Source organism: Bartonella sp. DB5-6, assembly GCF_000278115.1.
GTDB lineage: Bacteria > Pseudomonadota > Alphaproteobacteria > Rhizobiales > Rhizobiaceae > Bartonella > Bartonella refiksaydamii.
In genome coordinates, this window is the sequence record NZ_JH725118.1 from 120340 (window position 1) to 136024 (window position 15685).

The 15685-nt window shown below is 37.8% G+C and carries 15 protein-coding genes and 1 pseudogene; 5 read left to right on the forward strand and 11 right to left on the reverse strand.

What is annotated here, in order from left to right; all coding sequences use genetic code 11:
• Positions 1-2 precede the first annotated feature (2 nt).
• Complete coding sequence (locus tag MCO_RS05370; RefSeq protein ID WP_007553108.1) at positions 3-965, reverse strand: L-threonylcarbamoyladenylate synthase; 963 nt, start codon at positions 963-965, stop codon at positions 3-5.
• A gap of 135 nt (positions 966-1100) precedes the next feature.
• Entirely contained in the window at positions 1101-1274 is a 174-nt protein-coding gene (locus MCO_RS10590; RefSeq protein ID WP_007553109.1) for a hypothetical protein, read from the reverse strand.
• Positions 1275-1619: 345 nt separating this feature from the next.
• On the opposite strand from MCO_RS10590, the pseudogene MCO_RS05385 reads away from it, so the two are divergent.
• Positions 1620-2492, forward strand: a pseudogene (locus MCO_RS05385) (tyrosine-type recombinase/integrase); the annotation flags it as partial.
• Between the two features lie 84 nt (positions 2493-2576).
• Here MCO_RS05385 and MCO_RS05390 read toward each other — a convergent pair.
• The 5 genes from MCO_RS05390 to MCO_RS11500 form a co-directional block, all read right to left on the reverse strand.
• The gene (locus MCO_RS05390) at positions 2577-3197 is read right to left on the reverse strand and encodes a ribonuclease HII (RefSeq protein ID WP_007553115.1); all 621 of its coding nucleotides are present in this window, start codon (positions 3195-3197) and stop codon (positions 2577-2579) included.
• 293 nt (positions 3198-3490) lie between these two features.
• On the reverse strand, positions 3491-4399 hold the full coding sequence (locus MCO_RS05395) for a 4-(cytidine 5'-diphospho)-2-C-methyl-D-erythritol kinase (RefSeq protein ID WP_007553116.1): 909 nt from the start codon (positions 4397-4399) through the stop codon (positions 3491-3493).
• A 243-nt stretch (positions 4400-4642) separates the two neighbouring features.
• The gene (locus MCO_RS05400; RefSeq protein ID WP_007553117.1) at positions 4643-5494 is read right to left on the reverse strand and encodes a S49 family peptidase; all 852 of its coding nucleotides are present in this window, start codon (positions 5492-5494) and stop codon (positions 4643-4645) included.
• 189 nt (positions 5495-5683) lie between these two features.
• Positions 5684-6475 (reverse strand): tRNA1(Val) (adenine(37)-N6)-methyltransferase, encoded by a 792-nt coding sequence (locus tag MCO_RS05405; RefSeq protein ID WP_007553118.1) that lies wholly within the window; start codon positions 6473-6475, stop codon positions 5684-5686.
• A 53-nt stretch (positions 6476-6528) separates the two neighbouring features.
• Positions 6529-6654 (reverse strand): hypothetical protein, encoded by a 126-nt coding sequence (locus MCO_RS11500; protein ID WP_256364618.1) that lies wholly within the window; start codon positions 6652-6654, stop codon positions 6529-6531.
• 15 nt (positions 6655-6669) lie between these two features.
• Here MCO_RS11500 and MCO_RS05410 point away from each other — a divergent pair, with 15 nt between their 5' ends.
• The 4 genes from MCO_RS05410 to glyS all read left to right on the forward strand — a co-directional run bounded on the left by MCO_RS05410 (position 6670) and on the right by glyS (position 12803).
• On the forward strand, positions 6670-7746 hold the full coding sequence (locus MCO_RS05410; RefSeq protein WP_007553119.1) for a polyprenyl synthetase family protein: 1077 nt from the start codon (positions 6670-6672) through the stop codon (positions 7744-7746).
• A gap of 94 nt (positions 7747-7840) precedes the next feature.
• Complete coding sequence (locus MCO_RS05415; protein WP_007553120.1) at positions 7841-9535, forward strand: tetratricopeptide repeat protein; 1695 nt, start codon at positions 7841-7843, stop codon at positions 9533-9535.
• A 101-nt stretch (positions 9536-9636) separates the two neighbouring features.
• Complete coding sequence (locus MCO_RS05420) at positions 9637-10581, forward strand: glycine--tRNA ligase subunit alpha (protein ID WP_007553122.1); 945 nt, start codon at positions 9637-9639, stop codon at positions 10579-10581.
• Positions 10581-12803: a glycine--tRNA ligase subunit beta gene (gene glyS / locus MCO_RS05425; protein WP_007553124.1), complete on the forward strand. Its 2223-nt coding sequence runs from the start codon at positions 10581-10583 to the stop codon at positions 12801-12803. Before MCO_RS05420 ends, glyS begins: the two co-directional genes overlap by 1 nt.
• A gap of 629 nt (positions 12804-13432) precedes the next feature.
• Here the strand turns inward: glyS and MCO_RS05430 are convergent.
• From MCO_RS05430 to MCO_RS05445, 4 genes are all read right to left on the reverse strand, one after another.
• Positions 13433-13927: a F0F1 ATP synthase subunit B gene (locus MCO_RS05430; RefSeq protein ID WP_007553125.1), complete on the reverse strand. Its 495-nt coding sequence runs from the start codon at positions 13925-13927 to the stop codon at positions 13433-13435.
• A gap of 11 nt (positions 13928-13938) precedes the next feature.
• Positions 13939-14505 carry a F0F1 ATP synthase subunit B gene (locus tag MCO_RS05435; protein ID WP_007553126.1) on the reverse strand — a complete coding sequence of 189 codons (567 nt, stop codon included), beginning with the start codon at positions 14503-14505 and terminating at the stop codon, positions 13939-13941.
• 134 nt (positions 14506-14639) lie between these two features.
• Positions 14640-14870, reverse strand: coding sequence for a F0F1 ATP synthase subunit C (locus MCO_RS05440; protein WP_004860748.1), 231 nt, complete (start codon positions 14868-14870; stop codon positions 14640-14642).
• Positions 14871-14923: 53 nt separating this feature from the next.
• Positions 14924-15682, reverse strand: a complete 759-nt coding sequence (locus MCO_RS05445; protein ID WP_007553128.1) for a F0F1 ATP synthase subunit A — start codon at positions 15680-15682, stop codon at positions 14924-14926.
• Positions 15683-15685: the final 3 nt, after the last annotated feature.

The window sequence follows — 15685 nt, forward strand, 5'->3', positions numbered from 1 at the left end:
CTTCATTCCTCCTTTGGAGCTGCAGCACGTATTAAACGATCATTAATAGCCTCACCTAATCCATATGACGGAATAGGCTCCACTGCAATACATCTCACCTTGAGTGCATCCAATTCCTTCATGTATTGAAATAAATGACAAGCAGCTTCTTCCAACTTCCCTCTTTCGCTAAGATTTAAAACAGAAACGGCGTTTTCACTATGTGCAATGCGTTTAGGTCCAAATGCTAAAAGTGCTTCACTACTTTCTACCTTTTGCACATTCAAACGCACCGCCGCATTGGGTGCATAATGCGATTTTAACATACCAGGTGCCTCAATCGCAGCTCGTTGATCTATCCGCTTCAGCGATTTTTCTGCAACTTTTTCAATCTCTTCAGCCGGAAGCCCTCCAGGACGTAAAAGATAAATACTTTCATTACAAACCTTAATAATCGTTGATTCAAGCCCTATTTTAGAAGGTCCTCCATCAAGTATCAGAGGAACAGATTCCCCTAAAGATGCAAAAACAGCTTCAGCCGAAGTGGGACTAAGACATCCTGATCTATTTGCACTAGGAGCAGCGAGAGGTCGACCAAAACATTGTACAACTTCTGCAAAATGGCTATCTGGAAAACGAACAGCCAATGTATTCAAACCAGAAGTAGTTAAAGGATGGATATTATGCTGTGTCTTTAAAGACAGAACTAACGTTAAAGGCCCTGGCCAAAATACCTCCATCAATCGACGCGAAAGAAAATCAATTTCAACGTAGCGTTCCGCCATGCTAATACTGCTTACATGCGCAATAAGAGGATTAAATTGTGGTCGCCTCTTTGTAAAAAAAATAGAAGACACGGCCCTCCCATTGGTTGCATCACCTGCCAGTCCATAGACAGTTTCTGATGGTAGAGCCACTAACTTCCCTTGTTTAAGAAGTGCAACTGCCTCTTTTATCGAAGCACTATTGAGAGGCAGAATCGTCATAACCTATCATCCCTATAGCGCTCTTTGCGTGATATTATACTCCTTTTCATTCATATATCCCATTGATTTTTATATTTTTTCAAGGTACAGGGTTCGTAAATAAAGGTTAGGGAATAGTTTTTTTCCAACATGCCTCTACAAAACATATCTTGTTTTGGCAACTTCCTCCATTATTTTTTTGAATTCTGCTAAGTCCTCTTGTGAAAAAACATTTAAAATTCTAACAGACATGTTAACAATTTCATAACTCAAAGAATTTAAAGGCTTTATTGCAAAACTCTCACGACAAATATGTGCTTCTTTTTTCATAGAGAGAAGCAGTCTCATTGTAGCTTGACGGCACGTCTTGCATAATTTGCCACTAGGTTATGCAGAAATTTATTTTTTTCACAGGGTTTTCACGGGAGTCTCAAAGGATCTTCAAAGGTCCTTCAAAGTATTTTCCAAGACCTTTCAAAGCCTTCTCTCATTTTTAGCACTAAATTCCGATTTTTACGATTTTTCACTCTTTTTTGCAATTTTTGGTGTCAAAATTTCTTTTGAAAAAACGCGCATTTAATGGTAAAAAAATACGCATAAAAACAACAAATTACCACCTATTCTTAATTAATCCCACCTCTCCCCACTTAGTACAAAACCTACTGTCAAACTACACTTATACTTCCTAAATCCAAAACCGGTAAACTTGTTGAAGGGTCATTTGCATGGCTGCTTAAACAGTATTTTAACAGTGTTCATTGGCATAACCTTGCTAAAGTCACAAAAAGACAGAGAGAACTCATCCTTATGAAGGTGTGTGATACTATAGGAAATATTCCATACCAAGCAATCGAAAAGAAACATATCATAGCCGGTGTTGAACGGCGCAAAGAAACACCAGCAATGGCTGTAAGTTTTCTAAAAGCGCTTAAAGGGCTTTTTAAATGTGCAATTGAACAAGATCTTTTAGAAAATAATCCAACTTTAGGGGTCAAAAGACCTGCGTGCAAAAAAACAAGCGGCTTTCCTGTTTGGACAGAAGAAGATGTTGAAAAATATTATAAACAATGGACTTTAGGTACGCACGAACGCGTCTGGATTGACGTCCTTCTTTACACGGATTTGCGTCGTGGTGATGCGGTACAAATTGGTTGGAAAGATGTCAAAGATAATATCATTCATCTCAAGACAGAGAAAAGCAAATATTAAACAGATGTTTTTCTCCCAATTTTGCCTGAATTAGCAGAAACTCTTAAAATTGGTCCTATTGGTGAAGAAACATTTATTTGTAGCAAATGCGGAAAAAAAACATCTAAAGATAACTTTAGCAAAATGTTTTATAAAGCATGCAACCAAGCAGGTATTAAAAAATCAGCACATGGTTTGAGAAAATTAGCAGCAACACGTGCTGCTAATTCAGGGGCAACGGTATCACAATTGAAAGCACTTTTTGGTTGGACGGACGACAGCATGCCACCCCATTATACAAAGAGCGCAGATCGTAAAAGATTAGCACTAGAAGCGATAAAAAAGCTCCAAAAAAGTTAGGGATTGAGGCAAAAAAACATAATAAAATCAATAACCACTAAATCCCTTGCTCTTATAATAAGTTATTGATTTTAACCATATTTCCTACCCTTTGAGTGGTGCAAAACTATAACGATGTAATCCCACAACTGGCCCATATTTATTAAGAGCCGCACGATGCGCTGGCGTTGCATAACCTACATGCTTTTCTAAACCATAATCTTTATAAACTTGTCCTGCACATTCCATCATCCGATCACGCGTCACTTTGGCAATAATAGATGCTGCTGCAATTGAAACCGAACGCTGATCACCTTTAATCAAAGCTGTTGCCGAACATGGTAGCTTGGAAGGAATATCACGTCCATCAATGAGTGCATAATGTACTGGAATTGCTAATCCTGTAATACAACGACGCATCGCTTCTAAAGTTGCTTTTCTAATATTAGACTGATCAATCGTACGGGCACAAAGACTAGCAACTGAAATCGCTAATGCACTTTGCAAAATTTTATTATATAGTTTCCTGCGTTGTAGAATAGAAAGTTTTTTTGAATCATTTAGCCCATCAGGAATATGGTCTTTATCCAAAATGACTGCTGCTGTTACTATAGGCCCAGCGAGAGGTCCACGTCCGACTTCATCAACACCCGCTATATAAAAAAAACCCTGTTTCTGCAAATCCAATTCACGTGAAAAATTTGGCTGAAGCGGTAAATTAAACATCTTTCATAAATCACAAATACAATAAAACCACATTTTTATAGCCTGCCTCTTTTCTGCAAGCCCTACAGGGTAAAAAGCTTACCAAACATCTTAGTGAACTCTTGCACAGACATAAAAACAAAAAAACTCAATACAGAATACCCTGCACTGCATTTGATTCCTCTTTTAGCGTATTAACCTAGCATGTACTAACTTGATCTGAAAAATAAAAAATGCCTACTCTCTTGCTTAATCTCTCTATTATACATAACAGAATCTTTATTAAGCAAATCTTTTACCTTTATATTTGTCTCTTAAGTCTTTCCTAAAGTCATGATAGGTTTCACAAACCAATTTGGATGCAGTGATTTGATAAAAAAAGCTGCCTTTTGGGCTGCTTGTTGATCTTTAAAAATACCAAAGCAAGTTGCCCCCGTCCCAGACATACGAGAAAAAAGAGAGCCACATTCATCTAATATAGATAACACTTGTGTTAATTGAGGTGCAATTTTTAAAGCAGGAGCAAAAAGATCATTACGCGTTTCCCTCAAAGCTTCAACTAATGAATCAACAGTCTTTAAGGCTACGGGATCAATTTTCAGAGGAGAATGATTGCAATTTTCTAAAGCCATAAAAACAGCTTTCGTTGCAATTTGCTGACCATGATTAACCAATACCATTGCAAGAGAACAAGCGTCTTTTAGTCGTGTAATATCCTGCCCAATTCCTTTCACAAAAAGTGACTGCTGATATTCCAATGCAAAAAGACACATTGGCACATCAGCGCCAAGCTCTAAACTCATTTTTGCTAATTCTTCACAAGAACAACCAAGATTCCACTGCTGACGCAATAGACTCAAAACAGCGGCTGCATCACCCGAACCACCACCAATTCCTGAAGCAACAGGTAACGTTTTAACAAGTTGAAAAAAGATAGGTTTAGCACTTTCAGGAAAATTTTTGCGCATAAAATCATGTGCGCAAATAACTAAATTATCTGAATCAGAAGCAAGCTCATCCGCAAAGGGACCTGTCAAAATGAAGTGATCCCTTATAAAAGGTGCACAACCTAAACAATCACCGCTAAGACTAAAATAAATCAAACTTTCTATTAAATGATAACCATCAGAGCGCTGTCCTACAACATGTAAAGCTAAATTCAATTTAATGGGTGTAAATACATAAGAATGTCCTCTGAATGGAGCTTGTACATCCGATATCATCTGACGTCATATTCGCCTGTATAAGGATCCTTTACCAATGTGCTCCTTTTACCCGTATTTTGCGTAGCTTCTACACGGTAAATACCCCGCAATCGTTTCCTCAAAAAACAATAAAGAAGGAGGACTATAATACAAAACAAACTGAATGCAATTCGTATCATTTCAAGGCTTTTTACCTCTCACCACTGCTATTTCAGTAAAATTATTAATTAAATTTAGCATATTATAGAATCACTATTCTAATCATAAACCATAACGCTGCCAAAGCGCCCGCTCTTCCACCGCTGCCAATGCACTATCAACTGCTGTATAAATTACATCAGCAGTAACTCCTGAAGGAATTTTAGGCCCCAGAAAACTTTTTGGAGGAGCAATTAATCGCAGTTTGGTATCATCTCCAAAACGCTCTTTAATAACAGAGCGTACATCATTCAATCCGTCAACGAGACCAAGTTCAAGGCCTTTCTTTCCACTCCAGAACATTCCTGTAAAAATATTTGAGTCGTCTGATAATTTTTCTCCACGCCGTTCCTTAACTAAATCGATAAAAGTTTGGTGAACTTCGAGTTGTAGAGATTTTAAATGCTCAACATCCACCTTTTTCTCTGGCTGGAAAGGATCTAATGTAACCTTGTTCTTTCCTGCTGTATAAACGCGCCGTTCGATGCCAATCTTCTTCAAAAGCTCAGTAAAACCAAAGGAAGCCGAGACAACTCCAATGGAGCCAACAATTGAGGAAGGATCAGCAAAGATTTCATCCCCAGCACAAGCGATCATATAACCACCCGATGCTGCAACATCTTCAATGAAGACAAGAACTTGTTTATTCTTTTTCTCAGCTAAATCACGAATACGCTTAAAAATAAGACGCGACTGCACAGGTGATCCACCAGGAGAATTAACAACGATGGCAATAGCTGGTGCTTTTTTGTAAGAAAAAGCCTTGTCTAAAAGATTGGCACACCTGCCTAGCGAAAGTGTACGCGATATTGATGCCGTTGAAGAATCCATAATCGTCCCCTGAAGACGCACGACAGGAATTTCAGGTTTACTGGAATAAAAACGGCTTGGAATAAGACTTTTGATAAAATCCATCAAAATAGGCTTTCCTTATAAGTTAGGGAAAAAGACAAGGGAATAAAAAAGGGAGAGCATAACTGCACAGCAAAGTGCAGAAACAGCTCCAAAATGCAAACTCACAGCCGATTTCATCCATAATAAAAATCTCCTAAAAAGCTAAAAGTTTAACCCGAATTTAAATAATAAATTGAAAAACACAAGATATTATTTAAAAAATTCCCACAAACTTATGCGTCCATTATTAATAGCATCAATCCAAGGTGAAAAAGCATGATCACCACTCTCATGCATAACTAACGCCGGCAATACAGATAGATTCGCTTTGCTTCCTCGTTTTGCATAAAATAAAAAGCGAATTGCTGCCGTTGCAGCGCGTGCGTGAATAGGAATTATACATATACCACCAAAGCGCCCCTCTGAAGCACGCAATACGTCAATCAACGATTGCGGACGTGCAATTAGCCCTAAATACCCGCCCGGCTTGACAATCGCCGCTGCACCCCGCAACCAATTATTAAACATAGCCTCAGGCATAACATGTGCCTCAAGCTTTTGTTTATCGGGTGTTTTGCGATCAGAAGGACTATTAAAAGGTGGATTCATAATTGCAAAATCAAAAGAATTATCCGCCAATCCTGCTTTTAAGCGTTCTTTGCCTTTAAAAGTAACATCTGCTTCTAACAAGCACACTCGCTTAGCAAGTTTCTTATTTTGTTCTAGCGTAAGCGTTTTTTTAGCGTAAGATGCCATAAAATCTGACCGCTCAACCAATGTAACATGAACCTCTAAACAACGCGAGGCGACTGCTAATCCAGCTGCACCAGCCCCAGCCCCTAAATCAACAACCTTACCCTTAAAATCATTGGGCACTAAACTGGCCAACAACATAGCGTCTACGCCAGAACGATGACCATATTTACGTGGTTGAACCAAATAAAAATTTCCACGATGAAAACCGTCAATTGTTTCATCATTTTGATTCGCTATTTCGTCCATTTAAAAACCTAATGTCCATCTTTATAAACTGCACTTTTTACTATCAATTGCTGTTAAAAAACTGTTTCAAATTTTTCCCACAACTCCATTACAACAATATTACACAAGTTTTTAAAATATTCCTTGCCAATATCAACCAAGACTTCTGCTTCAAAATAACCATCAAAAGCTTGAGTCAAAACAAAAGCCCCTTTATGCTAGTAGACAAAATAGAATTCATATATGTCCATTGCAATACTCTAGGAGCAAACACATTGAGTGTAGCCACAAAAATAAATCAAATAAGAAATAATCAAATATCCCTCCAATCCCTTATTAATCTTACCCAACATGATATGGAGCGCGTAAATCAATTTATCCTCTCTATGGCAAAATCAGAGGTTGAAATGATTCCTGAAATTTCCAACCATCTTATTTCATCAGGTGGAAAGCGATTACGCCCAATGATCACATTAGCTTCCGCTCATATGTTTGGTTATCAAAGTGATGGGCATATAAAACTTGCAACAGCTGTTGAATTTATGCATACAGCAACCTTGTTACACGATGACGTGATTGATGAAAGTAATTTACGACGCGGAAAGTCTACTGCTCGAATGATTTGGGGAAATCAAGCAAGCGTACTTGTTGGTGATTTCCTGTTAGGACAAGCTTTTAAAATGATGGTTGATGTTGGCTCTATAGAAGCGCTTTCTGTCCTAGCGAACGCTGCTGCAATCATTGCTGAGGGGGAGGTTATGCAACTTTCTGCAGCAAAAAATATACAAACCAGTGCTTCAGACTATCTCAAAATTATCAATGCAAAAACAGCAGCACTTTTTTCAGCTGCTGCTGAAGTCGGACCAATTATTGCAGGCTATAAAGATAAAGAGCGTTCTGCATTACGTGAATATGGTACATTGTTAGGACTAGCTTTCCAATTAATTGATGATGCGCTTGACTATGGTGGCACAGCTAAACATTTAGGAAAAAATATAGGGGACGATTTTAGAGAAGGTAAAATCACAATGCCTGTTATTCTCGCATACGCACGTAGTAATACAGTAGAAAAAGCATTCTGGGAACAAGCTCTTGAAAACGGCAATAACAATGATGAAGCTTTCGCACATGCGCAATACTTAATAGAAAAATATGATAGCCTCTCAGATACAATAGAGCAAGCACGCATCTATGGAACACGTGCAATCGCTGCTCTTGCCTCAATGAACAAAAGCCTCGCTCACAATGCACTCGTCGAAACTGTTGATTTTTGTATTGCACGCGTAAACTGATTATTTGCAAGAATCATAATATTTTTCAATAAAGTAATCGGATATAATCTACAAACCACAAAATCTATTGATTATCTTAAAAAGGACTAGCTCTATGCACAGTGCGACAATATCCCGCTTTTTTACTCTCTTTATTGCGGGTATCATGTTGATGACTTCAGCTACCTACAGCAAAATAAATGCCGCTATAAATACCACTTCATTTGCAGGCGCCTATTTAGCTGGAAGGGTCGCAAATCATGAAAATAAAACAGATCTTGCTATCAGTTATTTTAAACAAGCACTTGCTCATAAACCTGATAACATTGAAACACAAAAAGAGCTCCTTGAAGCCATGCTCTCCATGGGAATATTCAAAGAAGCTGTTCAGCAAGCAAAAAAATTAAAAGAACAAAATATTATAACTCCCTTTGTTTCCTTAACGTTATCGGTAGAAAGCCTTATAAAAAAAGACTACAAAAATGCCAAGCTTCTTTTGCAATTAAAAGCACCTCCAGCATCCAATAATCCAATAATTGAACTCATTGGTGCGTGGATTACATTCGGATCTGGACAAAAATCTCAAGCAATTGCTGATCTTGAAAAAATCAAAGGGCCTGATTGGTACAACCTTTTTATACATTATCATCTCGCACTCATGAGCGATCTTGCAGAACGTACACGAGACGCAAAAAAATATTTTATTCAAGCACTCAATAACAAACAGGGAACTCTTATCGCCCCTAATACCTATGAACGTATTATAATAGCCTATGCTTCATTTCAATTGCGCCATAAAATGCGTAACCAAGCTCTTCAAACTCTCAAACATGGAGAACAAAAGTTGTCAGGCCGAGAAACACTCAAAAACATACGAGAAAAAGTTGAAAAAAGTGCTTCCTTAGAAAAGTTCGTAAAAACACCTCAACAAGGAGCGGGAGAGGTATTGTACAACTTTGGAACAGCTCTCAACTACAAAAACTCAGGACAAATTGCACTTATTTTCAAACAGTTATCTTTCGCCTTGTACCCTCAAAATGACGCAACATTATTTCAATTGGCAAATATTTCTACTAAATTGGGGAATCCTAATCAAGCCATTAAACTTTACCGCGCCTTACCGCATCAATCCCCTTATTATAGAGATGGACAACTTCAACTTGCATTTCTCTTTGCAAATGATGATAATTACAATGAAGCTATCAAATTACTCTTGTCATTAAAGAAAAAATTTCCCAACGATCGCTCCATTTTGATAACGTTAGCCGCTTTTTATATACAAGATAATAGATTTGTCGAGGCTATCCAAATTCTGAATCATGCCATTGCAAGGATAAAAAAATTTCAACGAGATGATTGGAAACTTTTTTACCAGCGCGGTATCGCTTTCGAACATTCGCAACAATGGACAAAAGCCGAAATTGATCTGCGAAAAGCACTTGAATTTTTCCCTGATCAACCGCAAATCCTTAACTATCTAGGCTATTCACTTGTTGAACGTGGTGAAAAGCTTGAAGAATCACTCCATATGTTGCAAAAAGCCTCTACATTACAACCGCAAAATAGTTACATCCTTGATTCTCTAGGATGGGCTTATTACAAACTTAAACAATATAACCAAGCTGTTCAAATACTAGAAAATGCTGTCAAATTACATCCTGAAGATCCAACATTAAATGATCATTTAGGTGATGCCTATTGGCAAGTTGGACGCAAACGTGAAGCAATATTTCAGTGGAATCATGCAATTGATGGGGACGCAAAAAACGCGAAGGAAATCCAAAAGAAATTGAAATTTGGTTTGCAATAAATAACGATGCTTGACCATAACCCTATGAGACAATAGACAAGTATAGAAACTGAAGTTCCTTTCGTTTTTGTCTATTGATTAAATATTAAAGAGTATAAAGCGTGAAACTACCTGAACATCTTAATCCAACACGTTCTTTTCAGGGGCTTATCTTAACTTTACAAAATTATTGGGCTCATTATGGATGCGCAATTTTGCAACCTTATGATATGGAAGTCGGGGCTGGAACTTTTCATCCGTCTACAACACTACGCTCATTGGGTCCACGCCCTTGGAAAGTGGCATACGTTCAACCTTCTCGACGCCCAACAGATGGTCGATATGGTAAAAATCCAAATCGTTTACAGCACTATTATCAATTCCAAGTTCTTCTCAAGCCTTCTCCCCCCAATTTACAAGAACTTTATATAAAGTCACTACAAGCCATTGGTCTTGATACAAAACTTCATGATATTCGCTTTGTTGAAGATGATTGGGAAAGTCCAACCTTAGGAGCTTGGGGGCTTGGGTGGGAATGTTGGTGCGATGGAATGGAAATTTCTCAATTTACTTATTTTCAACAGGTTTGTGGCATTGAGTGTGCTCCAGTTTCAGGAGAGCTCACCTACGGGCTTGAACGTCTAGCAATGTATATACAGGGTGTTGATAATGTCTATGATCTTAACTTTAATGGCTTAGATGACGAAAACAAAATAAGTTACGGGGATATTTTTTTACAAGCAGAGCAGGAATATTCATACTACAATTTTGAGTTTGCTGATACCAAATTGCTACACCAGCATTTTATCGATGCAGAGCGCGAATGCATCGCACTTCTTGAAGCTGGAAAACCAAATCAAGAAAATGGTCTACATCTGTGTGTTTTTCCAGCTTATGACCAATGTATTAAAGCTAGTCATATCTTTAATCTTTTGCAGGCACGTGGTGTTATTTCTGTGACTGAGCGACAAAGTTATATTCTTCGCATTCGTGATCTCGCACGCCGCTGTGGAGAAGCTTTCTTGCTCACAAAAGCCGGTCAAATACCCCCTAAAGGAGAGGCCTAATGTCTGATCTTCTTCTGGAACTTTTTAGCGAAGAAATTCCTGCTCGGATGCAACGCAAAGCTGCTGCCGACCTCAAAAAGTCTGTTACGGATCAACTTGTAAAGGCGGGATTAACCTATAAAGCTGCTCGTGAATATTGGACACCTCGTCGGCTAACATTAGACGTACGTGGAATTTCTATGCGCTCAAAAGATATCTATGAAGAACGCAAAGGACCCAATATAAAATCACCACAGCACGTAATTGATGGCTTCCTACGCGCGACAGGACTGAGCAACATTTCTGAGGCACACATTGCACATGATCATAAGAAAGGCGATTTTTATATCGCTAAAATCATCAAAAAAGGTCGGAATGCAGAAGAAATTATTGCCGATATTTTACCAAATATTATTCGCAACTTTCCATGGCCGAAGTCTATGCGTTGGGGTAAAGATTCAGCAAAAAGTGGAGTACTAAAGTGGATTCGATCTTTACAAAACATTCTTTGCGTTTTCGGACCAGAAATTGGTGAAACACATGTTATTCCATTTACAATTGATTCTCTCAAAAGCAATAATCTGACCTACGGTCATCGCTTCTTAAGTGAGGAGAAACCACTCCAAATTCGCCGTTTTGATGATTATATCGCCCAACTTGAAGCTCATAAAGTTATTCTCGATGCCGAAAGGCGAAAGAATATTATTTTGGCTGATGCCCAAAATCTTTGCTTTGCAAACGGTTTAGAACTGGTTCAAGATAGTGCTCTCTTAGAAGAAGTTGCTGGACTTGTTGAATGGCCTGTTGTTCTTATGGGTAATTTTGACAAATCTTTCCTTGATATCCCTCCAGAAATCATTCGCTTGACCATTCGAGCCCATCAAAAATGTTTTGTAACCCGTAAACAGGGCGAAAAGAACAAGCTCTCTCATCATTTTATTCTCGTTGCTAATATCCTTGCAAATGATGAAGGCAAAGAAATTTCTAAAGGAAATAGTAAAGTTGTCTGTGCTCGTCTTTCCGATGCGCTCTATTTTTGGCAGACAGACCAGCATAATTTGCCCGATATCAAGCAATTGGAATCTTCTGCAAAAAAATTTGATCTTGATTTAAAGAAACCTCTCGATCAAAGGATGGCACGACTTGATCATTTAAATGTAACTTTCCATGCAAAATTAGGTACACAAGGTGCAAGAGTAGAACGAATTGCTATCATGGCACAAAAAATTGCTCCTTTAGTGCAAGCAAATCCTCTCTTAGCTAAACGTGCAGCAGTACTCGCAAAAGCTGATTTGCAAACAGAAGTAGTTGGAGAATTTTCTGAACTGCAAGGACTCATGGGACGAAAATATGCTCTTCTTCAGGGAGAAAATCCTCGCGTAGCTGAAGCAATCGAAGACCACTATAAACCTCTAGGACCAACAGACCGTGTTCCACAAGAACCTCTTGCTATAACAATTGCTCTGGCTGATAAAATTGATACGCTCATTGGTTTTTGGCTCATTAATGAAAAACCAACCGGTTCAAAAGATCCTTATGCGTTAAGACGAGCAGCATTAGGAATTATTAAGCTTGTGCTTTCGCGTGACTGGAAAATCAATCTTATGCCACTGTTTAATTTGGCAACAAATCTTTTTTTACAACAAAAAATAAAACATGAAATATCCCCAATAGAAACTGAACAGTCGCAGAATATACTTCCAGAAAAAGTACAATATGTTTTAACAGACTTGTTGTCCTTTTTTCATGAACGTTTGAAAATCTATCTAAAAGAAGAAGGTGCCCGTTATGATGCTATTGAAGCAGTCTTAAACAAAGATGCTGATGACTTTTTATTAGTCACGCGTCGTGTCGAAGCACTTATTGCCTTTATCAATACAAGTGATGGAAGCAGCTTTTTGGCCGCTGCAAAACGCACTGTAAATATTCTTGAAAATGCATTCCCAAAAGGCACAATAATAGCAAACGAAATTACTCCTGAACTCTTTATTGAAACAGAAGAAAAACAGCTTTATCAAGAAATCATTGAGGTAGAAAAAAAAGTTCGTGATCACATCAATACAACAAATTTATCAGGTGCACTCACTACGCTAGCGCCACTTGGGAAACTTATCGATATATTTTTCGAAAAAGTATTGGTGAATGATAAAAATCCTGATATTCGCGCTAACCGCCTTACTCTTCTCAAACGTATCCATACCATTACAGAAGCAGTAGCAGATTTCTCAAAACTTGTAGTCTAAAATTTAAACATTCTCTAAATAAAAAATGATGAAGATAAAATTTCTCTACTTGCTGTTATTAAATATTAAAAAATATTATGGGAAAATTCCAGCATGAATTTTGGTACAATTCTAAAAGCAGTTGTAGAATTTGTAATGTAAATATTACTTTATGATAACTGCTCAAAAAGTTGTGTAATTATCAAACAACAAGATATTGGCTTATAATGGTATTTCATCGTTTTACATATTCTATGAGAAACATCAAATATAGTAAGAACTCCCTATGAATAACAAAACGTTTATTTTTACTTCACAGCAGCGCATAGGGAAAAACTATTTGAAAATAGCAAATACACTTCCCATGAACCGCTTAAATGCAAGAACAGCCACAACATTTCAAGCTAATAAATTAAAATAATGATACTAACTTGTAGTATTTATGAGCATAAAAAATAATAGCGTCCTACAGATCTTGCGTTATACCATCCATGACAGTGTCACAAGATAAACTTGAGGACAAGGTAGAGCATTTCTCTAAACTAAGTGCGAAAATTAGTAGTACGAGAAAAATCTGAAAAAGATAAAACACCCAATATTAAAAAGGCACTATGCTGTTAAAATTAAATACTCCAAACTGCCATTAATCATTAATTAAGATATGCTTTCATTTTGGTAAGAAATTCTTCACCAAGAGACTCTTTAATAAGTTCATTCGCTTTATTAGAATCTAATTCTTTTGCTATAAGTGTACGTGCAGCAGAAACTGCTAAATCGATAGCAGATGAAGAAACCATACGTATTGCATGAGCTTCTGCTTGAGCAATTTTTTGCTCTGCTAACTTATTGCGATTCCTTACATATTCTTCCGTTTTTGTACGAGCCTGAGCGATAATAGCTGCAACTTCATGCTTAGCTGCTGCAATAATCTCTTGGGCATCCTTCTCTGCTTCTGCGTGTTTGCGCTGATATTCAGCCAGCACCTCCTGTGCCTCTTCACGAAGACGCAGAGCTTCATCAAGCTCCTCTTTGATACGCTTTGCTCGTGCATCAAGATGGTGTACAATCATCTGTGGAATTTTGAAATAAACCAAAAGAGCTAGAAAAAGAATTAACCCAACAAAAGCCCAAAAAGTATCAGTCATTCTTGTATCCTTCAGTAATCAGCAACTTTAATAACTGAACGAACAGCCTCTTTGCTCATATTAACATCAGTCAATTTTTTCACGATTTCAAGAGCTACTTCTTCGGCAATAGAGCCAACATTTTGCATAGCCTTATCACGAATCTTTATTATCTGTTTTTCAGCATCTGCTAACTTTTTTCCTAAACTTTCTTCAATTTCCTTTTGTTCAAGCTCTATCTTTTCTTTTAACTCTTCACTCGCCACTTGCGCTATATCATGAGCCCGCAAACGAGCCTCAGCCAATTTCCGCTCGTAAATTTCAACTACGGTATCTGCTTCCTGCTTCATACGCATTGCCTGATCTAAATCAGATGCGATTCGATCTCGACGTATTTCAATAACACCACCAATACGCGGTACAATTACACGAGAGATAAAGAGATAAAAAAAACCAAAAGAAATTGCCAGCCAAAAAAAGTGCGAACCAAAATACACAAAATCAAAAGGCGGAAACACACGATCCGCATGCTCTGCCATATTCTTGATATGTTCTATAGGCGTTTCAGTAGTCTGTGCATAAGCGTTGGAAACAAACATTTTCTTTCATCTTTCAAAAAACTTATTAAAGCCCCCCAACAACCGATGACAATCAACTAACGCTCTTTCCGTTAAGAAAAAAGGGGGATACCTGCCTCTCTTTATAGAAAACAAGAAACCCCTTAAGACAATAATCAAACCCCAAAAAGAAGCAACAAAGCAATGAGCAATGAAAAAATACCCAAAGCTTCCGTCACAGCAAAACCAAAGACGAGACGACCAAACTGACTATCTGCTGCTGATGGATTGCGTAATGCCCCAGAAAGATAGCTACCAAAAATATTTCCAAGGCCCAAAGCTGTCCCCGCCATACCAAAGCAAGCGAGACCAGCGCCAATATATTTTGCTGCAAGCACTAATTCCATATTATTCTCCTTTTAGCGAAATTATACTATTCGACGGAAAACCGCCAATTTCATTAATGTCCTGGATGAACTGCATCATTAAGATACATACAAGTCAGAACCGTAAAGACATAAGCCTGAAGAAATGCAACCAAAAATTCAAGAGCAGTAATCGCTACGGTCATGACAAGCGGCAAAACCGAACCACCAACACCTACAATCCCTACCCCAATCATTGAAACAATAAAACCAGAAAATACTTTGAGAGTAATATGACCAGCAAGCATATTAGCAAAAAGACGAAGTGAAAGACTAATAGGACGAGAAAGAAACGAAATAACCTCAATCATCGTAACCAGAGGCAAAACCACAACAGGCACACCACTGGGAACAAACAATCTCAAAAAACTGACTCCATGCTTATAAAAACCATAACCAATCACTGTCAAAATTACTACCATAGCCAATGAGAACGTAATCATAATCTGAGAGGTAATTGTATAAAAATAGGGGAAAAGACCAATAAAGTTAGCAACCAAAATAAAAGTAAACAAGGAAAAAACTAAAGGAAAAAATTTCATTCCCTGCACACCAGATGATTCTCGTAAAGTCGACGCTACAAATTCATACGCAACTTCTGAAAAAGACTGCATTCGCGTTGGAACTAGCCCACGACTTGATGATGAAATGAAGAGAAAAACTGAAGTTACAACAACTGTAGCTACTATAAAAAATGATACATTTGTAAACGATAAATCCATATCTCCTATGGAAATCTTTATCAGCCGCGAAACCTCAAATTGATGGATAGGATCTGGAGCGTGTGATGTCACTTC

Excerpts from the sequence above, each read along its gene's own strand:
- MCO_RS05370 (WP_007553108.1), bottom strand. The coding sequence starts at position 965 with ATGACGATTCTGCCTCTCAATAGTGCTTCGATAAAAGAGGCAGTTGCA.
- MCO_RS10590 (WP_007553109.1), bottom strand. The coding sequence starts at position 1,274 with ATGAAAAAAGAAGCACATATTTGTCGTGAGAGTTTTGCAATAAAGCCT.
- MCO_RS05390 (WP_007553115.1), bottom strand. The coding sequence starts at position 3,197 with ATGTTTAATTTACCGCTTCAGCCAAATTTTTCACGTGAATTGGATTTG.
- MCO_RS05395 (WP_007553116.1), bottom strand. The coding sequence starts at position 4,399 with ATGATATCGGATGTACAAGCTCCATTCAGAGGACATTCTTATGTATTT.
- MCO_RS05400 (WP_007553117.1), bottom strand. The coding sequence starts at position 5,494 with ATGGATTTTATCAAAAGTCTTATTCCAAGCCGTTTTTATTCCAGTAAA.
- MCO_RS05405 (WP_007553118.1), bottom strand. The coding sequence starts at position 6,475 with ATGGACGAAATAGCGAATCAAAATGATGAAACAATTGACGGTTTTCAT.
- MCO_RS05410 (WP_007553119.1), top strand. The coding sequence starts at position 6,670 with ATGCTAGTAGACAAAATAGAATTCATATATGTCCATTGCAATACTCTA.
- MCO_RS05415 (WP_007553120.1), top strand. The coding sequence starts at position 7,841 with ATGCACAGTGCGACAATATCCCGCTTTTTTACTCTCTTTATTGCGGGT.
- glyS (WP_007553124.1), top strand. The coding sequence starts at position 10,581 with ATGTCTGATCTTCTTCTGGAACTTTTTAGCGAAGAAATTCCTGCTCGG.
- MCO_RS05430 (WP_007553125.1), bottom strand. The coding sequence starts at position 13,927 with ATGACTGATACTTTTTGGGCTTTTGTTGGGTTAATTCTTTTTCTAGCT.
- MCO_RS05435 (WP_007553126.1), bottom strand. The coding sequence starts at position 14,505 with ATGTTTGTTTCCAACGCTTATGCACAGACTACTGAAACGCCTATAGAA.
- MCO_RS05440 (WP_004860748.1), bottom strand. The coding sequence starts at position 14,870 with ATGGAATTAGTGCTTGCAGCAAAATATATTGGCGCTGGTCTCGCTTGC.